The organism is Sphingopyxis sp. FD7 (assembly GCF_003609835.1).
Classification (GTDB): domain Bacteria; phylum Pseudomonadota; class Alphaproteobacteria; order Sphingomonadales; family Sphingomonadaceae; genus Sphingopyxis.
Genome location: NZ_AP017898.1, coordinates 2,508,128 through 2,529,054, shown reverse-complemented (window position 1 = coordinate 2,529,054; position 20,927 = coordinate 2,508,128). Strand labels below are relative to the sequence as shown.

Sequence of the window (20,927 nt, the reverse complement as noted above, 5' to 3'; positions counted from 1 at the left end):
GACCCTTATCGTTTGCCGCCCGACGCGCGGGCAGCGGGCGGGGGCTTGCCCTCAAGCCCATCTTGCGGGGCAGAGTCAAGATTGCGGTGGGTCAGCACTGGCTCATATCCGTTATCGCGTAGCGTTCGGGCAACACGACTGGCGACATGGACCGAACGATGACGTCCGCCGGTGCAGCCGAATGCGATGGTGACATAGCTTTTGCCTTCGGCCCGGTAACGCGGCAACAGCGTCAGGATCAGCTTCTCGATCTGCGACACGCTGTCTTCATAGGCCGGGTCGGCGATGACATAGGCGGCGACATCGGGATCGAGGCCGGTGCCGGGCTTGAGCTTCGGATCCCAATGCGGGTTGCGCAGATAGCGCATATCGAACACCAGGTCGGCGTTGCGCGGCAACCCGCGCGCGAAGCCGAAGCTCAATATGTTGAGCACCGGGTTATCGTCCTCGGCGTCGCCGAACCGCTGGCGCACCTCCTGCTGCAAATCGTTGCTGCTGTAATTGGTCGTGTCGACGACATGCTCGGCCCAGCGGCGCAGCGGCTCCATCATCTCGCGCTCGCGTGCGATGCCGTCGGCGGCGGGGCGATCCTCGGCGAGGGGATGTCGGCGCCGCGTTTCGGAAAAGCGGCGTTCGAGCTCGGCGCCCGCGCAATCGAGGAACAGCGTCTGGATGTCGCGCCCGCCGCCCTCGCGCAATTCCTTGATCCGCCGCACGAGCAGCGCGGGACGAAACCCCCGGCTGCGGCTGTCGATGCCGATCGCGAGCGGGCGTTCCGTCTCGCCGCGCTTCACCGGCGCGTCGATCAGCGCTTCGAGCAGCGCGAGCGGCAGATTGTCGACGACCTCCCAGCCCAGATCCTCGAGCACCTTCAGCACCGTCGATTTGCCTGCACCCGAAAGGCCGGTGACGAGGAGCAGCCGCGACTCGGCGCTCGGGCTTACCTGTCCGCTCATGCCGCGGGCGCCAGCCGTTCGAGCGCAAGCATGATCTTGATCGGCGCCGACACCTCGAACGCCGACAAGAGCAGCGCGGGAAGCGGATGGCCCGCGACCGTCTCGACCTGACCGACCGCGGGCATCCGGTCGTAGCGGTCGGTCAGCCGCACCGCGAGCGCCAGCGGCACCGGCGCGGTCCATGGCCGTTCGACGATACCGATCCCGCGCACCTCCAGCTTGCCCGCCAGCGTCTCGGGGGGGCGGCACCACAGCCGGCCACGGTCGAACCATATGTCGCAGCGATCGTCAGCGACGAGCCTGGCGCCGCGGTCGATGAGACGGAGCGCGAGGTCGGACTTGCCCTGCCCCGAATTGCCGAGGATCAGCACCCCGCCATTGCCCGCGGCGACGCAGCTCGCATGGATGTTGACGATTTCGGGTCTGGTCCGGCTCGGAAGCATGGCGAAGGCTTACCGGCGGCGAAGCGGGGCCGCAAGGCGATAGGCTGTTGCGGTCAGTTGGCGGCTGTCCCGCTTTCGGCGGCGGGCAGGGTGATGAGCAGGCTCGCACCCGGCTTGCCGTCGTCGCGGTCGCGCGCGCTGATCGTCCCGCCATGCCCCTCGACGATCGTGCGCGCGATCGCAAGGCCGAGACCGCTGTGGCGGCCAAAGGCTTCGCCGGGTGGGCGCTCGCTGTGAAAACGTCGGAAAATCGCTTCGCGCTGCGCGGGGTCGATGCCGGGACCGTCGTCGTCGACGCGGACATGCACCTCATCGCCCAGCCGCGTCGCGGCGATGCAGACGAGGCCGGTTTCGGGGGAGAAGCTGATGGCGTTGTCGATGACATTGTCGATGGCGCGTTCGAGGCGGTGGCCGTCGCCCATCACGATGGTGGTGCCCTTGCGTGGGCGCGCGAAGGCGAGGCGGGGGTGCGGCGTGTCGGGGTCGATCCGCGCCTTGCGCGCCGCGAGCATCGATTCGATCATCATCCCGACGTCGATCGGCTCGAACAAGGTGCGCGACAATTGCGCGTCGACGCGGCTCGCCTCGCTGATGTCGCTCACCAGCCGATCGAGCCGCCGCACATCCTCGTCGGCGATGGCGAGCAGCTGCGCGCGCTGTTCGTCGGACTGGACGCGCCCCAGCCCCTCGATCGCCGAGCGCACCGACGCGATCGGATTCTTGAGCTCGTGCGTCACGTCGGCGGCGAAATGCTCGCCCGCGTCGATGCGCTCGCGCAGCGCCTGCGTCATGTCGCTGAGGGCACGCGCGAGCGTGCCGATCTCGTCGCGGCGGCTCGGCAGGCGCGGGACGACGACTTCGCGCGCCCGGCCAAGGCGAACGCGCACCGCGGCGCGCGCAAGCCGCCGCAGCGGGCGGACGATCGTGCGCGCAAGGAACAGCGACAAAAGGATCGAGGCGATCAGCACCATCGCGACGACGACGGCGAGGCGGAAGCGCTCGGCGCGCACCGTGCGCGTGATATCGCGCGCGTTGAGCGTCATCAGCACCGTCTGCGGCGTGTCGAGATCGACGACCCGCGCCGCGCTGAGCAGCGGCGTGCGTTCGGGGGCATAGCGAAAGCGGCTCGTCGGCAACCCGCCGCGCTGCGCCTCGATCACTTCGGGCCACGCCGCGGCATTATCGACCGCAGGCTCGCGAAAGTCGGGATAGGTCGGTGCGCCGACGATCCAGTCGATCCCGCGATCCATCGCCCGCGCGGCGTCGCGCTGCCACGCCTGCAAATTGGGATCGCGCAACGTATAGGTCGGCGCGCCGGTCTGGAAACTGTCCGAAATCAGGCGGCCGTCGGCGGCGTAGAAGCGCAGGCGCGATTCGGTCGCTTCGGCGAATTCGCCGATCAATCGGTCGCGTTCTTCGGGACGCGCCGCTTCCAGCGCGGCGTCGAGCATCGCGAGCTGATCTTCCATCACCGCGATGCGCGTATCGACCAGCCGGGTGCGATAGGTGTCGAGATAATAGAAGCCGCCCGCGAGCAGCGCGACCGCGAGGATGTTGACCGCCAGGATGCGCGTCGTCAGCGACCAGCGCGCCGACCAGACGAGCGGCGATTCCTCCTGTTCGGCCGCGCTCGCGTCGGGGGGCAGGGGATCAGCCCTCGTCGGCAAAGCGGTAACCGGCGCCATAGAGGGTGGCGATTGCGTCGAAATCGGGATCGACCTCACGGAACTTGCGACGCAGCCGCTTGATGTGGCTGTCGATCGTGCGGTCGTCGATATAGACATCGTCCTGATAGGCGGCGTCCATCAGCTGGTTGCGGCTGCGCACGATGCCGGGGCGACTGGCCAGCGTTTCGAGGATCAGAAACTCGGTGACGGTCAGCGTCACGTCCTTGCCGTCCCAGCTGACCTTGTGGCGCGCGGGGTCCATTTGCAGCCGCCCGCGCGTGATCGGCTCGGCGACGGGTTCGTCATCCTCGCTCGGCGTCGCACGGTTCAATTCGACGCGGCGCAGGATCGCGCGAATGCGCGCGATGACGAGCCGCTGCGAGAAAGGCTTGGCGATATAATCGTCGGCGCCCATTGCAAGGCCCAGCGCCTCGTCGATCTCGTCGTCCTTGCTGGTCAGGAAGATGACCGGAAGCTGGCTTTTTTCGCGCAGGCGGCGGAGCAGCTCGAGCCCGTCCATCCGCGGCATCTTGATGTCGAAGACGGCGAGGTCGGGCGGATTGTCGATGAGCGGCTTCAGCGCCGCCTCGCCGTCCGAATAGACGCGCGTGGCGAACCCCTCGGCCTGAAGCGCGATCGACAGCGATTGCAGGATGTTGCGGTCGTCGTCGACCAGCGCGATGGTTGCCGTCATGCTCTTTCCGTTGGCGGGTTGGAAGGGAATTAGCGGATAAGCCCCTTAGCCACAACCACATGCCTTGCTCTCCTCCCCTCGAGGGGGGCAGCGAAACTTGCGAACTTGTTCGCTAGCATGGTGGATTTGCCAGCATGGTGGAATCGACGTTCGTTTCATCATCGTCATCCCGGGCCTGACCCGGGATCCCGCTTTTTCTTCCGTCCGTGCGCGAAAGGAAGCGGGACCCCGGGTCAGGCCCGGGGTGACGACATCAATGTGGCGAACTTCAGATTCAGGTGATTAGTTGCAGCGGCAGGGGAGCGGTCCCGGCCATCAGTAACCGTGCTCGGACGCACCATCACCCCCATCCAACTTCGCCCAAGCCGCTTCGCGGCCAGGGCTGCGTATCCTTCCCCATCAAGGGGAAGGAGCATAGGACAACCGCGTCGGTCCCCAGTCTCGATTCACCCTTTAATCTTTTGACCTCGGCGCGCATCCTCGCTAACGCGGCCGGGATTTCGGAATCGGCGTTTCGTCGGCACCCCATGTTCGTGCGGGCCCATCGCTTTCGCACGGCATGTCCTGCATACCTATGCAAAGGCGCCGCGGGCCAAGGAAAGGCGAGTGAAATGACCAAGGTTGTGATCGGCGGCGACACCATCGAAACGCAGGCGGATGTCGCCGAAAACTGGGGCACCGCGCCGCTGGTCGAGGATGCGGTTCGGCACGGCGAAGGCCGGCTTGCCAAGGACGGTCCGCTCGTTGTCGCGACCGGCAAACACACGGGACGCAGCGCGAAGGACAAGTTCATCGTTCAGGACGACGAAACGCGCGATACGATCTGGTGGGGCAAGACCAATGTGCCGATGGCGCCCGATCATTTCGCGGCGCTGAAGGCTGATTTCTTCGCGCACCTCGCCGCGCGTCCGCGCCTCTATCGCCAGCAGCTGTTCGGCGGATCGCAGGCGGAACACCGCGTCGCGGTGCAGGTCATCACCGAATTCGCCTGGCACAGCCAGTTCATCCGCACCCTGCTCTGCCGCCCGACGGCCGAGGAGCTGACGGGCTTTGCGGCCGAATATACGATCGTCGACCTGCCGAGCTTTCGCGCCGACCCGGCAAAGCATGGCACGCGCAGCGAAACGGTGATCGCGGTCAATTTCACCGAAAAGCTGATCCTGATCGGCGGCACGCAATATGCCGGCGAAATGAAGAAGTCGGTGTTCGGCATCCTCAACTACCTGCTCCCGGCAAGGGGCGTGATGCCGATGCACTGTTCGGCGAACATCGGGCCGAAGGGCGACACCGCGGTCTTTTTCGGCCTGTCGGGGACCGGCAAGACGACGCTGTCGGCCGATGCCAGCCGCACGCTGATCGGCGATGACGAGCATGGCTGGTCGGACACTGCGGTCTTCAATTTCGAGGGCGGCTGCTATGCCAAGATGATCCGCCTGTCGCCCGAGGCCGAGCCCGAGATTTTCGCGACCACCAAGCGTTTCGGCACGGTGCTCGAAAATGTCGTGATGGACCCGGTGACGCGCGAGCTCGATTTCGACGACGCGAGCCTCGCCGAGAACAGCCGTGGCAGCTATCCCATTGATTTCATTCCGAACACCTCGGAGAATAATATGGGGCCGGTGCCGCAGAACATCATCATGCTCACCGCCGACGCCTATGGCGTGCTGCCCCCGATCGCGAAGCTGACCCCCGATCAGGCGATGTATCATTTCCTGTCGGGCTATACCGCGCGCGTCGCGGGGACCGAGATCGGCGTGACCGAGCCCGAGGCGACCTTCTCGACCTGTTTCGGCGCGCCCTTCATGCCACGTCATCCGTCGGTGTACGGCAATCTCCTGAAAGAGCGCATCGCCAGAGGCGGCGTCCAGTGCTGGCTGGTCAACACCGGCTGGACCGGCGGCATGGCGACGATGGAAGGGATCAAGCGGATGCCGATCAAGGCGACGCGCGCGCTGCTCAACGCCGCGCTCGATGGCAGCCTTAACGACGCCGCCTTCCGCCGCGATCCCTATTTCGGCTTCATGGTCCCCGTCGCGGTGCCGGGGGTCGATGCGAGCCTGCTCGACCCGCGCGAAGCCTGGGCCGACAAGGCAGCCTATGACCGCACCGCGCAGGTGCTGGTCCAGCAATTCATCGACAATTTCGCGCAATTCGCGGACCATGTCGACGAAGGCGTCCGTCAGGCAGCTCCGCAGGCCGCCGTCGCCGCATAACCTCTTCGGCGCTTACCCCGCGCGCATCCATAAGCGTCATTGCGAGCGCAGCGAAGCAATCTCCAGCGCTCGTCGCGCCATGGCCGATAGCTGGAGATTGCTTCGTCGCTACGCTCCTCGCAATGACCAAGTAGGATCTACATAAGGTAAGGGATAAACGCCGACTTCTTACAGGTGCTCACTCACCTGGAAGGACCGCGCCAATGACCACCGATTTTTCGCCGCGCCTGTTCGAGCGCGATTCCGACATTCGCGCGCTGGGCGAAGGGCTGCTCGCCTGTGCCCTCCCGCGTGAGGCGTGGACGCACGAGGCGCATCTCGCCGCATGTCTGTGGCTGCTCACCGAGCGCGCAGACATTGACGTCGATGCCGAGATCGCGGGGCTCATCCGCCGTTTCAACGAAAGCGTCGGCGGGGTGAACGACGACCATAATGGCTATCACGACAGCATCACCCGCGCCTATGTGGCGGGAGTGCGGCTCTTTCTGTCGCAGACGACCGCGAGCGGCCTGACCGCGCGCGTCAACGCGCTGCTGTTGTCCGACGTCGGCCGACGCGACTGGCCGCTGCGCTTTTACAGCCGCGAGCGGTTGTTTTCGGTCGCGGCGCGACGCGGGTTCGTGGAGCCCGATCTGGCGCCGCTGCCTGTGGGAATTGCGTAAAGCTGTGTGCTCCCGCGAAGGCGGGAGCCCATCTTCGGCGGGTGCCATCTTGAACCCGCAGGAGATGGATCCCCGCCTTCGCGGGGACACACAAATATGTTACCCCCTCGCCTCCCGCACATACTCCGCGACATTCTGCGCCAGCACGTCAAGCGGGACGTTGCCGCCCTTCACCACGACGTCGTTGAAATCGCGCAGGTCATATTTCGGTCCCAGCGCAGCCTGCGCCAGCCCGCGCTGGCGGACGATCTCGCTGTGCCCGACCTTGTACCCGCACGCCTGCCCGGCCCAGCTGCAATAGCGATCGACCTCGCTCGCGACCTCGAGCGGGTTCGAGCCGTTTTCCTCGACGAAAAAGCGCACCGCCTGCTCGCGCGTCCAGCGTTTCGCGTGGAGGCCGGTATCGACGACGAGACGACAGGCGCGGAAGGCGAGCGACTGGAGGTAACCGAGCCGTCCGACCTCGAAATCGTCGTAAAGTCCCAGTTCGTCGGCAAGCTGTTCGGCATAGAGCGCCCAGCCCTCCGAATAGGCATTGAACGCCAGCATCGTGCGGATCAGCGGCATCGAATGCGCATATTCGCCCTGCCACGCATGGCCGGGGATCGCCTCGTGCATCGTCAGATCGGGGAGCGAGTATTTGCTGTGCAATTCGGTCGTGCGCAGGTTGATCCAGAAGCGCCCCGGAATGCTGCCGTCGATCGACCCCGCGCCGCCATAGGCCGCGGGCGCGCCGGGTTCCTCGGCCAGAGGGAGCCGCTTCACCTCGACATTGCCCTTGACCAGGGTGCGGAAGGCGCGCGGCAGTTCGGCGCGGATCTTGCCCAGCCAGGTCTGGATATAGGCGACGATCTCGGCGCGGCCCGCGTCATTGTCGGGGAATTGATAGCGCGGGTCTTTGGCGAGCGCGTTCATCCGGTCGCCGACGCTGCCCTTCGTATAGCCCAGCTTCTTCAGAATCGGGTCCATCCGGCCGTGGAGTTCGGCGAGTTCCTGGCGCCCCATTTCGTGAATCGCGTCGGGGGTCATGCGCGTGGTGGTCGAGGCGCGCAGCCCCCACGCATACCATTCGTCGCCGCCGGGGCGCGCCCACAGGCCAGGGTCCATCGTCGCCCTGGGCCGCTGCGCCGTCAGCTCGGCAAGTTGGCGTTCGAGCGCGGCGGCGACCGGGCCCTGCACGACCTTTGCGGCGCGCGCGCCCCAGTCGCCACCCAGCTTGGCCGCGGCCGCGCGGCGCGCCAGGCTTTCGACCATCGATCCGCCCGATCTCGCGTCGGCAAGGCTCGCCTCCATCTGCTTGACCGCCTTGTCGATCAGGAAGGCGGGGGCGATCAGCCCCTGCGCGCCCGCGGCCTTCAGCCGTTCGGTTTCGCCGTCGAGGACGCCCGGGAAGGCGTTGAGGCGCGCGAGATAGGCTTCGGCGTCGGCCGACGATTTGACCGGATGGTCGCTGTCGAGAAACTTCGGAATGTCGAGATAGGCGCCGACATTCTGGATCACGACATAGGGCGTGTTGCGCCACCCGCCGACCGCGACGTCGCCATAGGGAAGGGCAAAGCCCGCGAGCGCGACGTCATAGGCGCTTTCGACGACCGCCAGGCTGGTGCGCGTCGCATGGTCGAGGCCCGCCTTGTCGACGGCGCGGACGCGCGCGACATCGGCCTTCAGCGTGTCGGCGAGCGCCTGTACCCCCGCCGGCGACCGGTCGCCCAGCTCGCCGCGCATCGCCGCGCGGGCGCCGGTGTCGATGCCAAGCGACGTTGCTCCCTCGGGCGAATGGGCAAGGAGATTGTCGGCGATCGAATCGAGCAACTGCTGCGTGCCGCTTTTGGGGGCGCCCTGCAATGCCGCGGCGGGACCGGCGAGGGCGATGCCGGCGGTGCCCGCGCCGAGCGCGGCAAGCGTGTGGCGGCGGCTGACGGGGACGGAAAGCGGATGATGCACTGGCGGCTCCCTTGCGCGACTTGTTTCGGTTGAAACCTGTTTAGGGGGCGGGCCGCGACGGTCAATGTCATTGCCGATCCTCCCTGCCGCGAAAGCGGTGGGGAGGGGGGCCATCTGAAGGATGGTGGAGGGGCCGCGACGGTGCGTCATGGCCCCTCCGTCAGCGGCTGCGCCGCTGCCACCTCCCCATGCCTGCGGCACAGGGAGGATTTGATTCGTCAATCCATCAGGTCGGCGGGCACCTTGCCGCCGTTCGCCGCAAGCTCGCGCATCACCGCCTTGTGCAGCCAGATGTTCATCTCGGCGCTGCCGTCGAGCGCGCCGGTATAGCCGAGTTCGGTCGCGAGTTCCTTGCGGTTGGCGAGGCTCGAATCGAGGCCGAGCAATTTCATCAGGTCGACGATCGAAGTGCGCCAGTTGAGATCCTGATCGGTCTTGGCCGCCTCGGCGGTCAAAATCGCCTCGACATCGACCGGCTGGGCGGCGGCGGTCGCCATCGCCTGCGTCGCGGCGTCGAGCGCGGAGCCGACGGGGCTGGGGGCCGCGGGGGCCAAGGGTTCGGCGGCTTCGGCCTTCTTGCCGAAGATCGCATCCTTGATGCTGCTGAAAATGCCCATGATTTCACTCCCACTATCGCGCGGTCCGGCCAAAAGGCCGAGTCGGGGAACCGCAGGCTAGGACTATGGTGTTGATAATGACAGCCAAATGAACGTCTCGCCGTGCGCTGCGGTGCTGCTATAGTCGGGTCATGGGCGCGGACCGATCGGCGCCCCGGCGGGAGACAGGCGCGATGAACCTCACCGACATATTGGCGCAGGCGGGCGGCATCGAATCGATGGCGAAGGAACTGGGCGTGCCGCCCGCGATGGCGAAACAGGGCGCCGACGCGCTGCTCCCCGCGATCCTCGGCGGGTTCAAGAAACAGGCGCAGGCGGGCGGCGGCGTCGAAGGTCTCGGCGGGCTGCTCGGCCAGCTCGGCGGCGGCGGGCTGCTCGACGCGGTGCTTGGCCCCCAGCCGACGCCGGTTCAGGCGGGTCATGACGTGCTCGGCCAGATCTTCGGGTCGAAGGACGTCAGCCGCACCGTCGCGGGGCAGGCGGCGGCCGAGACCGGGCTCGATACCGGGCTGCTCAAGAAGATGCTGCCGATTCTCGCGATGATGGTCGCGGGCTATATGGCGAAGCAGGGCAGGCAGGGGAGCGTGGAAGACGGGGGCCTGGGCGGAATGCTCGGCAATATCCTCGGCGGCGCATTGGGCGGCGGTGCGGCACCCTCGGCGGGCGGGCTTGGGGGCATCGGCCAGATGCTCGATATGGACGGCGACGGCAATCCGCTCGACGACATCCTCGGCATGGCGAACAAGATGCGGGGGTAGCGGGATGCGGGAGCCGACAGGCGCCGGGGCCGGTCGGACCTGACGCCTTATCGCGCGCGGATGAAGGCGCGCACATCCTCCGACAGTTTCCGCCGGTCCTCGTCGCGAATATACATCATGTGGCCCGCGCCATAATAGGTGTAGCGGATCCGGTCCTGCGGAATGCCGGTGCGGGACAGCGCATATTCGGCGGCGAAGAAGGGCGTCGCGAAATCATACCAGCCCTGCGCGACGAGCACGCGCAGCCCGCTGTTCTCACGCATTGCTTGCCCGATCCAGGGCGCTACGTTGAGATAGGCGTTGCTGTCGCGCCCGCCGATGCGCCAGTCCCACTGGCTGCCGATGCCGCTGATCGACTGATATTCGCGGGTCGTCTTGAACCCCAGCCCGTCGCGCAGCCAGCTGTTGATCGCGGCGGTGTAGCTGGCGTCGATCCCGTAAAAGCTGGGGTCGTTGTCGGGCGATTCGCCGGCGCTGTCATAATCCTTGCCGGTGTAGCGGCTGTCGAGCCGCCCGACGGTGAGGCCGCGATCGCGCAGCAGTTCCTTGTAGAAGCGCGCGGGCGTGACGCGCAGATCCGCCTGTTCGAGATAGGTTTCGGACAGGCCCGTAAAGCGCGCCAGCTCGCGGCGGATCGCGGCGCGTTCCTCGCCCTGCAATTTCTGTCCTTTGAGCAGCGCGGTCGCATAGGGGCCGATCGCCCATTGCCGCGCCTCTTCGGCGAAGGCTTCGGGTGAGGCCGCCTGCGCCTTGCCGTGATAGAGCGCGGTCACCGCCATCGATGGCAGATTGGTGATCGGCGACAGCTCGTTGCCCGGCGTGTCGGCGCCCGCTGCGAAATCGAGCACCGCCGAAATCAGGATCAGCCCGTTGAAGGCAACGTCGTTATAGGTCGCGTTCATCAACTGGTGTGCGACCGCGGCGGTGCGCGTCGTGCCATAGCTTTCGCCGCCGAGATATTTGGGGCTGTTCCAGCGGCCATTGTCGGCGAGCCAGCGGCGGATCACCTCGGCGACCAGCTTGGCATCCTGCGTCACGCCATAATAATCCTCGGGGTCGGCCTTGCCGATCAGGTGCGAGAAGCCCGTGCCCGGCGGGTCGATGAAGACGATGTCGGTGACGTCGAGCAGCGCGTCGGGATTGTCGACGATAGGATAGGGCGGGGCGCCGTCGTCGACGCCGGTGCCCGGAATCGCGACGCGCTTGGGGCCGAAGGCGCCCATCATCAACCAGACGGTGCCCGAACCGGGGCCGCCGTTGAACAGGAAGGTCACGGGGCGGCTGGGGTCGCGCGGTTCCTTGACATAGGATGTGGTGACGACGGCGACTTCGGGCACGCCCTCCTTGTTGCTGATGATCGTCTCGCCGATCGTCGCGGCGTAATTGATGCGCTGGCCGCCGAAGGTGCCGCTGAGCTTGGTGGTGCGGATTTGCGGTTCATAGTCGGCGGGCTTTTCGGCCTTGGCCTTGTCGTCGGGCTTGTCCTGCGCGTGAAGCGCGGGGGGCGCGGCGAAGGCAAGCGCCAAGGCCATGAACGAAAGACCCGATTTCATGGATATATCTCCCCGATTGCGGGGCGACCCTATGCAGCCCAAGGGACGGCGGCAAGGCTACTTGTCGGTTACAGACGGGGTTTCGTCGAAGGTATCAGGCGGCCTTCTTGGGCTGCACCGACAATTCGAGGCCGAGGGCATCGAGCACGGCCATCAGCGTTTCCAGTGTGGGATTACCATTTTCCGATAGGGCATTGTAAAGCGCTTGCCGGCCGAGTCCGGTCTTGCGAGCGATTTCGCTCATGCCTTTCGAACGGGCGACGTCGCCGAGCGCACTGGCGATATGTTTCGGGTCATTCCCTTCCATCGCCGCTTCGAGATAATAAAGGATATGCTCCTCGGTCGTAAGGTAGTTCGCTGCGTCAAAGGGTCGTAGCTCCGTCACGTCCTTCAATCTCTTCCTTCAACCGCTTGGCGCGGGCGACATCGTCATCCTGACTGCGCTTGTCGCCACCGAAAAGCAGAATGACAAGCTCATTACCGCGCCGGAAGAAATAAACCCGATAGCCCGGTCCATAGTCGACCCGCATTTCGAAGACGCCGCCCTTGACGGATTTATGGTCTCCGAAATTGCCGTTCGACGCGCGTTTCAGGCGATCGGCGATTTTGGCAACCGCGCGAACGTCCCGCAACGAACCGAACCAACGGGCGAATTCGGTCGTTTCCGCCAGTTGGTAAGCTTGTCCTTTATAGAGGACATTTTCATCCATGTCAATCCAATCCTGCATTCGTAGGTCGCCAGTTAGTGACGTCCTAATTATCGCTCGATTGGATTGTTACCCACGTCCGTCATCGGACGCCATTTGGCAAATCACAAGTCGCATAGCGACAAGCTGCTATTCTGAGCGGCCTACCGCCCCCACTTCGTCTTGCTCTGCTTCCCGAACCGCCCTTTCCTCGTCCCCGGCTTGCCCTCGTTGCTGCGGCCCACGCGCGGCGCGATCTGCTGGTCGGGCGGCAGGCCCAGCTCGTCGGCTTCCAGCTTGCGGATTTCGTCGCGGAGGCGGCCGGCTTCCTCGAACTCGAGGTCCGCCGCCGCGTCGCGCATCTTCTTTTCCAGCTCCTGGATATAGGCGCGGAGGTTGTGCCCGACCATGTGCGCGGGCTTGTCCTCGCCGATGTCGATGACGACGCCGTCCTTCGACGCGACATGCGCGATGATGTCGCCGATGTTGCGCTTGATCGTCGTCGGGGTAATGCCGTGCGCCTCGTTATACGCCTGTTGCTTCGCGCGGCGCCGGTCGGTTTCGCGCAGCGCGCGTTCCATGCTGCCGGTGATGCGATCGGCGTAGAGGATGACGCGGCCGTCGACGTTGCGCGCGGCGCGGCCGATCGTCTGGACGAGGCTGGTTTCGCTGCGCAGGAAGCCTTCCTTGTCGGCGTCGAGGATCGCAACGAGCCCGCATTCGGGAATGTCGAGCCCCTCGCGCAGCAGGTTGATGCCGACGAGCACGTCGAACACCCCCAAACGCAGGTCGCGGATGATCTCGATGCGCTCCAATGTCTCGACGTCCGAGTGCATGTAGCGGACCTTCAGCCCGGCCTCGTGGAGAAACTCGGTGAGGTCTTCGGCCATGCGCTTGGTCAGCGTCGTCACCAGCGTGCGGTATCCCGCCGCGGCGGTCTTTTTCGCCTCGGCGATCAGATCGTCGACCTGTTCCTCGACCGGCTTGATCTCGACCGGCGGGTCGATGAGGCCGGTGGGGCGGATCACCTGTTCGGCGAAGACGCCCTGCGTGCGCTCCATCTCCCACGTCCCCGGCGTCGCCGATACGCTGATCGTCTGCGGGCGCATCATGTCCCACTCGGCGAAGCGCAGCGGCCGGTTGTCGATGCAGCTCGGCAGGCGGAAGCCATATTCGGCGAGGGTGATCTTGCGGCGATGGTCACCCTTCGACATCGCGCCGATCTGCGGGATCGTCTGGTGGCTCTCGTCGACGAAGAGCAGCGCATTGTCGGGCAGATATTCGAACAGCGTCGGCGGCGGCTCGCCGGGCAGGCGGCCGGTCAGGAAGCGGCTGTAATTTTCGATCCCCGCGCAGCTTCCGGTGGCGGCGATCATTTCGAGGTCGAAATTGGTGCGCTGTTCGAGCCGCTGCGCTTCGAGCAGGCGGCCTTCGGCCTCCAGCTCCTTCAGCCGTTCGGCGAGCTCGTGGCGGATCGCCTCGGTCGCCTGTTTCAGCGTCGGACCCGGCGTGACATAGTGGCTGTTGGCGTAGATGCGGATGCTGTTCAGGCTCGCGATCCTCTTGCCGGTCAGCGGGTCGAACTCGGTGATCTCCTCGATCTCGTCGCCGAAGAAGCTGACACGCCACGCCATGTCCTCATAGTGCGAGGGGAAGATTTCGAGGCTGTCACCGCGGACGCGGAAATTGCCGCGCGCAAAGGCCTGATCGTTGCGCTTGTATTGCAGCGCGACAAGCTTGCGGATGATTTCGCGACTGTCGGCGACCTGTCCCTTCTTCAAATCGAAGATCATCGCGGAGTACGTCTCGACCGAACCGATGCCGTAAAGGCAGCTCACCGAGGCGACGATGATCACGTCGTCGCGCTCGAGCAAGGCGCGCGTCGCCGAGTGGCGCATCCGGTCGATCGCCTCGTTCACGCTCGACTCCTTCTCGATATAGGTGTCGCTGCGCGGCACATAGGCCTCGGGCTGATAATAGTCGTAATAGCTGACGAAATACTCGACCGCATTGTTGGGGAAAAAGCTCTTGAACTCGCCATAGAGCTGCGCCGCGAGGATCTTGTTGGGCGCAAGGATCAGCGCCGGGCGCTGCAATTCCTCGATCACCTTCGCCATGGTGAAGGTCTTGCCCGATCCGGTGACGCCGAGCAGCACCTGATCGCGCTCGCCCGCGCGCGCGGTATCGACCAGCTCCCTGATCGCGGTGGGCTGATCACCCGCGGGTTCATAATCGCTGACCAGTTCAAATCTTTTGCCGCCCTCGACCTTGTCGGGGCGGGCGGGGCGGTGCGGGACATAGCCTTCGGCGGTGTCGATTTCGTCGAGCGAGGTGCGAATCTGGATTGCCATCGCTGCCAATATGGTATCGATGGAGCGGGTCCACAATCGCAATGACAGAAACGAGCAGCTGCGAGTCCAGAGGAGACAGGCGATGAAGAAAATGATGGTGATTGCGGCCCTCGGCACGCTTCTGGCGCTGTCGGGCTGCGGCAAGGCGGAGAATGCCGGCGGCACGGTGAAGCGCGAGGCGGGCAACTGGAAGACCGAGGTCAAGCTGGTGAAGTTCGAGGTTCCGGGAATGCCGCCCGAAATGAGGGACGGCATGACCAAGATGGTCGAAGGCGCCAGCGGCATGGACCAGTGCTTCACGCAGGAACAGGTCGACAAGGAAGATATCGCGGCGGAGCTTGCCAAGGGGCCGGGCAACGGCGGCGAATGCACCTGGTCGAAAAAGGATGTCGCGGGCGGCAAGATCGACGTTGCCGGCACCTGCACCGCCAACGGCCAGACCGTTGAAATGGCGATGAACGGCACGATGGAAGCCAAAAAGTCCGACGTGACGATCACCACCAAGGGCAAGATACCGACCGGCGGCGACATGGAGATGGTGATGCAGATGACGAGCACGCACACCGGTCCGTGCAAGGCGCCGGCGACCAGCTGACGCCTAGGACCAATCGCCATTCAGCTCTGGCGGTCTGCAAATGGCGGCCTTGTGCGCTTCCGCTGCTCCCGTGCAAAAAGCACGCTGCGCTCCGGGTCACGGAAACCGCCATTTTCGACTCGCCAGCTTCTGAATGGCGATCGGCCCTGGGCCTTCTATGACGAAGTTCGGAGGGGTTCCGTGGAAACGGAGGCTCTCTTCGGCAAGCCTGGCGACCAATGCCAACGGCAGAAAGGGAAGGGCACGATGCTCGGTTATGTCACCATGGGCGCCAGCGATCTTGACCGCGCGCGCCGTTTCTATTCGGAGTTGCTCGCCACCGTCGGCGCGCGCGAACTGATGCGGATGTCCGACGAGGAAGCGAACGGCTTCACCCTTTATGCGACCGACTGGGGGCAGCCGGGAATCGCGGTGACGCGGCCCTATGACGGCCAGCCGCCGCATCCCGGCAACGGCCATATGGCGGCGATCGTCGTCGACGAGCGCGCGAAGGTCGACGCGCTCCACGCCAGGGCGCTCGAACTCGGCGGCCGCTGCGAAGGACCGCCGGGGGTGCGCGGCGATGAGGGCGCGCGCGCCTTTTACGGCGCCTATTTCCGCGATCCCGACGGCAACAAGCTTTGCGCCTTTCGGATCGGGCCGGCCTGACCGCGGCGGGCTGGCAGCGCGCGCCGCGCTTCCGATCTTCCTTGTCGCCTGTCCTGCCTCGACATCGGTGCGTCGCCGCGCCTGTTGCCTCGCCACGCGCGGCGCTCGATCGCGGACATGCGGATCGACTTGCCGGGCGGAGAACAGGTGGGGCTGTCGAGCCGCCCGGCGAAGTCTTGAAATGAGGCCTGAGGGGATTCGAAGGGTGCCAGGGACCAGCTCGCACCATTCGCCTTGGGCCTCACGGCGCATCGATATAACGACGATGCAGCGGTGAAAAGAATGACAGAAATCCCGTTTCGGGGCAGTTACAAGGGGTCACATGCCGGTGTGTCGCTTTTTGATAACCCTTTCTTAACCCGTTTTCGCCTTTTTCGGTCGTGCATTGGAGCGGCTCTGGACATCTGATATGAGGATCGGCCGGCGTGTTACCGTTACGAGGGCGTAACAAAGGGTAGGCGCGCCGGACGATTGGCGTATCTACCGCATCGCCCGCCGCGGGCATTTGAGGGTAGCATGGACCAGGCGAAAACGAACGAAATGGACCCCGACGAGGTCGATCGGATCATCGCCGAGGAGCTTCAGCGTCTGCTCGAATCGCCCATGTTCACGCGCTCGCCGGTGTTGTCGCGGCTGCTGCAATTCCTTGTCGAGCATCGGCTGCGCGGTGGGCGCAGCGCGCCCAAGGCCTATGCGATCGCGACCGAGGCGCTGGGACGAAGCGAGGATTTCGACCCCGCGGTCGACAGCTATCCGCGCGTGATGGTCGGTCGGCTGCGGACGCTGCTCGACCGCTATTATGCGGAGACGCCGTGGATCCACCGGCTGCGCGTGCCGCAAGGCAGTTACGAAGTGGTCGTCCAGCATCGCTCGTCGCCGCCCGCCGCGCGCGGGACCGAGGGGCTGGACGACGGCGATGACGTCAAGACCGCAGCCGCGGCGATGGGCGGCGATGCGGTGCCGCCGACCGCCGCCAGCTCGGGCGGCGGCCGCTTCGGTCGGTGGATCGTCGCCCTGCTGCTTCTGGCGCTCGCCTTTCTGGCGCTCTGGGCACTGCGCGGCGAAGCGCTGCGCCTGCTCGGGCGCGATCCGGTGCCGGAACCCCTGCTCGAAATCAGCGCGCCGGAATCGGGCAATCTGCCCGAATCGCGTGCGCTTGCTCGCGCGCTCGACGGCAGGCTGCGCGATGGGCTGCGCCGGTTCGACCTGATCGACCTGCTCGCCGCGAATGCCATGGGCGACGCGGCTCCGCGCACCGCCGATTATCGGCTCGACACCTCGCTCGTCCGCACGGTCGACGGGGTTGTCGATGTGACGTTGGTGCTCAATCGCGTCGCCGATCAGCGTGCGATCTGGTCGCAGCAATTGCGGCTCGATCATTTCGACACGCCCGAGTTCACCGCCGTCGAGCCCGTCATCGCCCAGCTCGGGGGCGATTATGGCGTGATCGTGCGCGACCAGATCCGGCGCCAGCCCGACAATTATGCGCCCGGCTATCCCTGCCTCGCCCAGTTCAACCGGTTGCGCCAGATGCGCGATCCGGCGACGGCGAAGCGCGTCGACGGCTGCCTCCGCGCGACGATCGAGGCCAACCCGCGCGATCCGGTTGCGCTCGCGGCGCTGTCGCTCGTGCGTTTCGGCGACTGGCAGCCGCAGCGCAGGACGCCCGCCGGCCGCGAAGCCTTTGTCGAGGCGCGCGCGCTCGCGCTGCGCGCCTATCGCGAAAATCCCAATGCCTCGGCCGGACAGTTCGCGATGGCGCGCGCGCACTTCTATGCCGGCGACTGCGCCGGGGGAATCGCGATGGGCGACAGCGCGCGGGCGCTCAATCCCTTTGATGCCGACATGGCCGGCTTTCTCGGCCTGTTCAAGGTGGCGTGCGACCGCGCGCAGGAGGGCGAGGAACTGCTGCGCCGTTCGCTCGCGCTCGACCCTTCCAACCCCGGCGTGCCCGCGGTGGCGTTGGCCTTCATCCTGTCGCAGCGCGGCGAACAGGCGGAGGCGCAGGCGATCCTCGACCGGATGCCGTCGCCGACCAACCTGGAGCCGCAATATCTGATGGTGCGCGCGGTCGTGCTGGCGCGGCAGGGCGAGGTTGAGGCGGCACGCGCGCTGTGGCGACGCCTGCTCGACCATACGCGCCAGCCCGCCGAAGCGTCGCCCGAACAGGTGCTCGGCCGCTTCATGATCACGCCGACGGTGATCGCGCGGGCGTCGGCGGCTCTGCGCCAATCCGGCGTCGTCGGCCCCCCGGCGGGCTGAGCCTCCGCGCGCCGATTATTCGCGGCGCCCGGTCTTTCGCGCGGGGATCGCGGTGCCTATTTCGGCGACGGGCGCCAGAGGGGCGGAAAGGGGCGCGCCCGCGTTTCGGGCAATGCGACAGGGATGACAGGCCGCATCGGCGGGTGGTCCGCGCCAGCCCTCTTGCCAGCCCCGCGCATGGACACTAGGGCAATTTCCAACATTCACGAACAGGTCAGAAAAAGGAACTGTGCATGAGCGATTCGGCCGAAAAGGTTAAAAAGATCGTCGTCGAACATCTGGGCGTCGAAGCCGACAAGGTCACCGAAGAAGCGAGCTTCATCGACGATCTGGGCGCCGACAGCCTCGACATCGTCGAACTGGTGATGGCGTTCGAGGAAGAATTCGGGGTCGAAATCCCTGACGATGCGGCGGAAAAGATCGCCACCGTCAAGGACGCGATCGACTATATCGAAGCGAACAAGGGCTAAGGCTCTGCGGTCCGGCCATGCCGGAGCCGTCCACGCGTTTCCGGCTTCCCGGTCCCGAGCGCTTGTGCGCGGTGGCCGGGAAGCTTTTTTTATGGATGTAGCCTGGCACAGCGCTACATCCGTCATCCCGGCCCTTCGGCTGCCTTGGCAGTCGCTCGGGGTAAGCTTCAGCCGAAAGGCCGAAAGCCGGGATCTCGCCGGTTCGGCGGTCACAGGTCGCGAGGGCGAGACCCCGGCCTCCGTCGGGTTGACGATGCAAATCATATGAAGCGGCACCCTGAGGGAACAGGGCCGACGAAAGGAATGACTATGCGCCGGGTTGTGGTGACGGGTTTGGGTTTGGTGACGCCGCTGGGCGGCGATGTTGAAACCAGCTGGAAAAATCTGATCGCGGGCAAATCGGGCGCGGGCCCGATTACGAAGTTCGACGCCTCGGACCAGAAATGCACGATCGCGTGCGAAGTGAAGCCCGCCGATCACGAATATGGCTTCGATCCCGGCAAGCGCGTCGATCACAAGGTACAGCGCCAGGTCGACCCCTTCATCATCTATGGCATCGACGCCGCGGGCCAGGCGCTCGAGGATGCGGGGCTCACCGAGCTGACCGAGGAACAGAAGGTCCGCGCGGGCTGCTCGATCGGATCGGGCATCGGCGGCCTGCCGGGGATCGAAAGCGAAAGCCTCTTGCTCGCCGAAAAGGGGCCGGGCCGCGTGTCGCCGCATTTCGTCCACGGCCGCCTCATCAACCTCATTTCGGGGCAGGTCAGCATCAAATATGGCCTGAAAGGCCCCAACCACGCGGTCGTCACCGCCTGTTCGACCGGCGCGCATTCGATCGGCGACGCGGCGCGGATGATCCGTGACGACGATGCCGACATCATGCTGGCGGGCGGCGCCGAGGCGACGATCTGCCCGATCGGCATCGCCGGCTTCGCGCAGGCGCGCGCGCTCAACATGAGCTATAATGATCGTCCCGAACAGGCGAGCCGCCCCTATGACAAGGACCGCGACGGCTTTGTGATGGGCGAGGGCGCGGGCGTCGTCGTGCTTGAGGAATATGAGCACGCCAGGGCGCGCGGCGCGAAAATCTACGCCGAAGTCGTCGGTTACGGCCTGTCGGGCGACGCCTATCACGTCACCGCACCGGACCCGGAAATGGACGGCGCCTTCCGCTCGATGAGCGCGGCGCTGAAAAAGGCGGGCATGACCCCCGCCGACATCGACTATATCAACGCCCACGGCACCTCGACGATGGCCGACACGATCGAGCTGGGTGCGGTGAAGCGGCTGTTCGGCGACGCGATGGCCAATGTGTCGATGAGCTCGACCAAGTCGGCGATCGGCCACCTGCTCGGCGGCGCGGGGGCGGTCGAGACGATCTTCTGCATCCTCGCGATCCGCGACCAGATCGTGCCCCCGACGCTCAACCTCGACAATCCCGACGAGGGCACCGAAGGCGCCGACCTGGTTCCCAAGGTCGCCAGGAAGCGCAAGGTGCGCGCCGCGCTCAACAACAGCTTCGGTTTCGGCGGCACCAACGCGAGTTTGATCGTCAAGGCGGTCGACTGACCATTATCCCTGCGGTCGACTTGCGGCGGGGCGAGCCTGGCTCGCGAACGCGCGGTCCTCGCCATGCGCCCATGGCGCCGAGCGGATCACGCTGACGGCGTTACCTCTTCGGTTAGCGCCTTGACGATCGCCGCGACCGAGGTGGGGGCATAGGCAAAGCCCATATGGCTGCAATCGACCTCGACCGCGCGGTCGCTTTCGTGCGGCTGGCCGCGCGCGCTGTTCACCGCGACGACGCCGTCATGCTTTGACCAGAGCGCGAAGGTCGGCATTTCGGGGCGCGGCGCGGGGTGAAAGTCGATCGGCGGATTGTCGACCGGGTGGCGCGCGATCAGGTGATAGAGCCGCCAGGCGCGATTGGCACGGCGGCTGCCCGAAAAGGGCGAGCCCAGCGTGACGACGCGCGCGACCTTGTCGGGGTGGCGCTTCGCATATTCGCGCGCATAAATGCCGCCAAGGCTCCACCCCACCAGCGCGGGCGCATAGCCGGTGCGGTCGATGATCCATTGCACGCGGGTGTCGATCCGTTCGATGATGTCGGGGGTCGCGCCGCGGTTGAAGCCGAGGCCCCAGGCATAGCAGCGAAAGCCCGCGCGGCGGAGGTCGGCGCGCAGCCCCTTGGTCGCCCAGTCGCCCGACAGGAACCCCGGAAGCACCATGACGGGCGGATGGTCGCTGTCGGGATTGGGCTCGGGCGGCAGCGGGCGGATGCGGGCGGCCACCGCGCGCGCCAGCGCCCCGACTTCGCGCCACAAGAGCTTCAGCGGCGGCGGCGCGTCGGGATCGGGGATATGCGCGGGCCATTCGGCGCGCCGGGTGAGGAAACCGCGGAACATGCG

The 20,927-nt window shown here is 65.9% G+C and carries 19 protein-coding genes; 8 read left to right on the top strand and 11 right to left on the bottom strand.

Features of this window, described 5'->3' with window-relative positions:
• Positions 1-5 precede the first annotated feature (5 nt).
• Genes rapZ through SPYCA_RS11975 form a run of 4 tightly spaced genes read right to left on the bottom strand, consistent with a single transcriptional unit; the run spans position 6 to position 3,760 of the window.
• Positions 6-956: an RNase adapter RapZ gene (gene rapZ, locus SPYCA_RS11990; RefSeq protein ID WP_120220693.1), complete on the bottom strand. Its 951-nt coding sequence runs from the start codon at positions 954-956 to the stop codon at positions 6-8.
• The gene (locus SPYCA_RS11985; RefSeq protein WP_120220691.1) at positions 953-1,399 is read right to left on the bottom strand and encodes an HPr kinase/phosphorylase; all 447 of its coding nucleotides are present in this window, start codon (positions 1,397-1,399) and stop codon (positions 953-955) included. The genes rapZ and SPYCA_RS11985 overlap by 4 nt, the downstream gene beginning before the upstream one ends.
• A 53-nt stretch (positions 1,400-1,452) precedes the next feature.
• A complete protein-coding gene (locus SPYCA_RS11980) occupies positions 1,453-3,084 on the bottom strand; it encodes a sensor histidine kinase (RefSeq protein WP_232003287.1) in 1,632 nt (543 codons plus the stop codon).
• Positions 3,050-3,760, bottom strand: a complete 711-nt coding sequence (locus SPYCA_RS11975; RefSeq protein WP_120220689.1) for a response regulator transcription factor — start codon at positions 3,758-3,760, stop codon at positions 3,050-3,052. Before SPYCA_RS11975 ends, SPYCA_RS11980 begins: the two co-directional genes overlap by 35 nt.
• A 611-nt stretch (positions 3,761-4,371) precedes the next feature.
• On the opposite strand from SPYCA_RS11975, the gene SPYCA_RS11970 reads away from it, so the two are divergent.
• Both SPYCA_RS11970 and SPYCA_RS11965 read left to right on the top strand, forming a co-directional pair.
• Positions 4,372-5,973, top strand: coding sequence for a phosphoenolpyruvate carboxykinase (locus SPYCA_RS11970; RefSeq protein ID WP_120220687.1), 1,602 nt, complete (start codon positions 4,372-4,374; stop codon positions 5,971-5,973).
• 203 nt (positions 5,974-6,176) lie between these two features.
• On the top strand, positions 6,177-6,635 hold the full coding sequence (locus SPYCA_RS11965; RefSeq protein ID WP_120220685.1) for a hypothetical protein: 459 nt from the start codon (positions 6,177-6,179) through the stop codon (positions 6,633-6,635).
• 99 nt (positions 6,636-6,734) lie between these two features.
• Here the strand turns inward: SPYCA_RS11965 and SPYCA_RS11960 are convergent, their stop codons facing one another.
• Positions 6,735-8,579 carry a DUF885 domain-containing protein gene (locus tag SPYCA_RS11960; protein ID WP_120220684.1) on the bottom strand — a complete coding sequence of 615 codons (1,845 nt, stop codon included), beginning with the start codon at positions 8,577-8,579 and terminating at the stop codon, positions 6,735-6,737.
• Positions 8,580-8,797: 218 nt separating this feature from the next.
• Positions 8,798-9,196, bottom strand: coding sequence for a DUF3597 domain-containing protein (locus SPYCA_RS11955; RefSeq protein ID WP_120220682.1), 399 nt, complete (start codon positions 9,194-9,196; stop codon positions 8,798-8,800).
• Positions 9,197-9,327: 131 nt separating this feature from the next.
• Here SPYCA_RS11955 and SPYCA_RS11950 point away from each other — a divergent pair, with 131 nt between their 5' ends.
• Positions 9,328-9,954: a DUF937 domain-containing protein gene (locus tag SPYCA_RS11950; RefSeq protein WP_232003286.1), complete on the top strand. Its 627-nt coding sequence runs from the start codon at positions 9,328-9,330 to the stop codon at positions 9,952-9,954.
• Positions 9,955-10,001: 47 nt separating this feature from the next.
• Here the strand turns inward: SPYCA_RS11950 and SPYCA_RS11945 are convergent, their stop codons facing one another.
• The 4 genes from SPYCA_RS11945 to uvrB all read right to left on the bottom strand — a co-directional run bounded on the left by SPYCA_RS11945 (position 10,002) and on the right by uvrB (position 14,544).
• On the bottom strand, positions 10,002-11,507 hold the full coding sequence (locus tag SPYCA_RS11945) for a S10 family peptidase (RefSeq protein ID WP_120220678.1): 1,506 nt from the start codon (positions 11,505-11,507) through the stop codon (positions 10,002-10,004).
• Between the two features lie 94 nt (positions 11,508-11,601).
• Entirely contained in the window at positions 11,602-11,892 is a 291-nt protein-coding gene (locus SPYCA_RS11940; RefSeq protein WP_120220676.1) for an addiction module antidote protein, read from the bottom strand.
• Positions 11,870-12,217, bottom strand: coding sequence for a type II toxin-antitoxin system RelE/ParE family toxin (locus SPYCA_RS11935; RefSeq protein ID WP_120220674.1), 348 nt, complete (start codon positions 12,215-12,217; stop codon positions 11,870-11,872). Before SPYCA_RS11935 ends, SPYCA_RS11940 begins: the two co-directional genes overlap by 23 nt.
• Before the next feature lie 140 nt (positions 12,218-12,357).
• Positions 12,358-14,544, bottom strand: a complete 2,187-nt coding sequence (gene uvrB / locus SPYCA_RS11930) for an excinuclease ABC subunit UvrB (protein WP_120222310.1) — start codon at positions 14,542-14,544, stop codon at positions 12,358-12,360.
• 82 nt (positions 14,545-14,626) lie between these two features.
• Here uvrB and SPYCA_RS11925 point away from each other — a divergent pair, with 82 nt between their 5' ends.
• The 5 genes from SPYCA_RS11925 to fabF all read left to right on the top strand — a co-directional run bounded on the left by SPYCA_RS11925 (position 14,627) and on the right by fabF (position 20,088).
• Positions 14,627-15,139: a DUF3617 family protein gene (locus SPYCA_RS11925; protein WP_172595054.1), complete on the top strand. Its 513-nt coding sequence runs from the start codon at positions 14,627-14,629 to the stop codon at positions 15,137-15,139.
• Between the two features lie 180 nt (positions 15,140-15,319).
• On the top strand, positions 15,320-15,787 hold the full coding sequence (locus tag SPYCA_RS11920; protein ID WP_443029483.1) for a VOC family protein: 468 nt from the start codon (positions 15,320-15,322) through the stop codon (positions 15,785-15,787).
• Positions 15,788-16,303: 516 nt separating this feature from the next.
• Entirely contained in the window at positions 16,304-18,049 is a 1,746-nt protein-coding gene (locus tag SPYCA_RS11915; RefSeq protein WP_120220669.1) for a tetratricopeptide repeat protein, read from the top strand.
• 233 nt (positions 18,050-18,282) lie between these two features.
• The gene (locus SPYCA_RS11910; RefSeq protein ID WP_003039428.1) at positions 18,283-18,519 is read left to right on the top strand and encodes an acyl carrier protein; all 237 of its coding nucleotides are present in this window, start codon (positions 18,283-18,285) and stop codon (positions 18,517-18,519) included.
• A gap of 309 nt (positions 18,520-18,828) precedes the next feature.
• Positions 18,829-20,088 carry a beta-ketoacyl-ACP synthase II gene (gene fabF, locus SPYCA_RS11905; RefSeq protein WP_120220668.1) on the top strand — a complete coding sequence of 420 codons (1,260 nt, stop codon included), beginning with the start codon at positions 18,829-18,831 and terminating at the stop codon, positions 20,086-20,088.
• Between the two features lie 86 nt (positions 20,089-20,174).
• Here the strand turns inward: fabF and SPYCA_RS11900 are convergent, their stop codons facing one another.
• Positions 20,175-20,924 carry an esterase/lipase family protein gene (locus tag SPYCA_RS11900; protein ID WP_120220666.1) on the bottom strand — a complete coding sequence of 250 codons (750 nt, stop codon included), beginning with the start codon at positions 20,922-20,924 and terminating at the stop codon, positions 20,175-20,177.
• Between the last annotated feature and the right edge of the window lie 3 nt (positions 20,925-20,927).

Bases quoted from the DNA above. Each gene is read 5' to 3' on its own strand.
- rapZ (WP_120220693.1), bottom strand. From the start codon at position 956: ATGAGCGGACAGGTAAGCCCGAGCGCCGAGTCGCGGCTGCTCCTCGTC.
- SPYCA_RS11985 (WP_120220691.1), bottom strand. From the start codon at position 1,399: ATGCTTCCGAGCCGGACCAGACCCGAAATCGTCAACATCCATGCGAGC.
- SPYCA_RS11980 (WP_232003287.1), bottom strand. From the start codon at position 3,084: ATGGCGCCGGTTACCGCTTTGCCGACGAGGGCTGATCCCCTGCCCCCC.
- SPYCA_RS11975 (WP_120220689.1), bottom strand. From the start codon at position 3,760: ATGACGGCAACCATCGCGCTGGTCGACGACGACCGCAACATCCTGCAA.
- SPYCA_RS11970 (WP_120220687.1), top strand. From the start codon at position 4,372: ATGACCAAGGTTGTGATCGGCGGCGACACCATCGAAACGCAGGCGGAT.
- SPYCA_RS11965 (WP_120220685.1), top strand. From the start codon at position 6,177: ATGACCACCGATTTTTCGCCGCGCCTGTTCGAGCGCGATTCCGACATT.
- SPYCA_RS11955 (WP_120220682.1), bottom strand. From the start codon at position 9,196: ATGGGCATTTTCAGCAGCATCAAGGATGCGATCTTCGGCAAGAAGGCC.
- SPYCA_RS11950 (WP_232003286.1), top strand. From the start codon at position 9,328: ATGGGCGCGGACCGATCGGCGCCCCGGCGGGAGACAGGCGCGATGAAC.
- SPYCA_RS11945 (WP_120220678.1), bottom strand. From the start codon at position 11,507: ATGAAATCGGGTCTTTCGTTCATGGCCTTGGCGCTTGCCTTCGCCGCG.
- SPYCA_RS11935 (WP_120220674.1), bottom strand. From the start codon at position 12,217: ATGGATGAAAATGTCCTCTATAAAGGACAAGCTTACCAACTGGCGGAA.
- uvrB (WP_120222310.1), bottom strand. From the start codon at position 14,544: ATGGCAATCCAGATTCGCACCTCGCTCGACGAAATCGACACCGCCGAA.
- SPYCA_RS11925 (WP_172595054.1), top strand. From the start codon at position 14,627: ATGAAGAAAATGATGGTGATTGCGGCCCTCGGCACGCTTCTGGCGCTG.
- SPYCA_RS11915 (WP_120220669.1), top strand. From the start codon at position 16,304: ATGGACCAGGCGAAAACGAACGAAATGGACCCCGACGAGGTCGATCGG.
- SPYCA_RS11910 (WP_003039428.1), top strand. From the start codon at position 18,283: ATGAGCGATTCGGCCGAAAAGGTTAAAAAGATCGTCGTCGAACATCTG.
- fabF (WP_120220668.1), top strand. From the start codon at position 18,829: ATGCGCCGGGTTGTGGTGACGGGTTTGGGTTTGGTGACGCCGCTGGGC.
- SPYCA_RS11900 (WP_120220666.1), bottom strand. From the start codon at position 20,924: ATGTTCCGCGGTTTCCTCACCCGGCGCGCCGAATGGCCCGCGCATATC.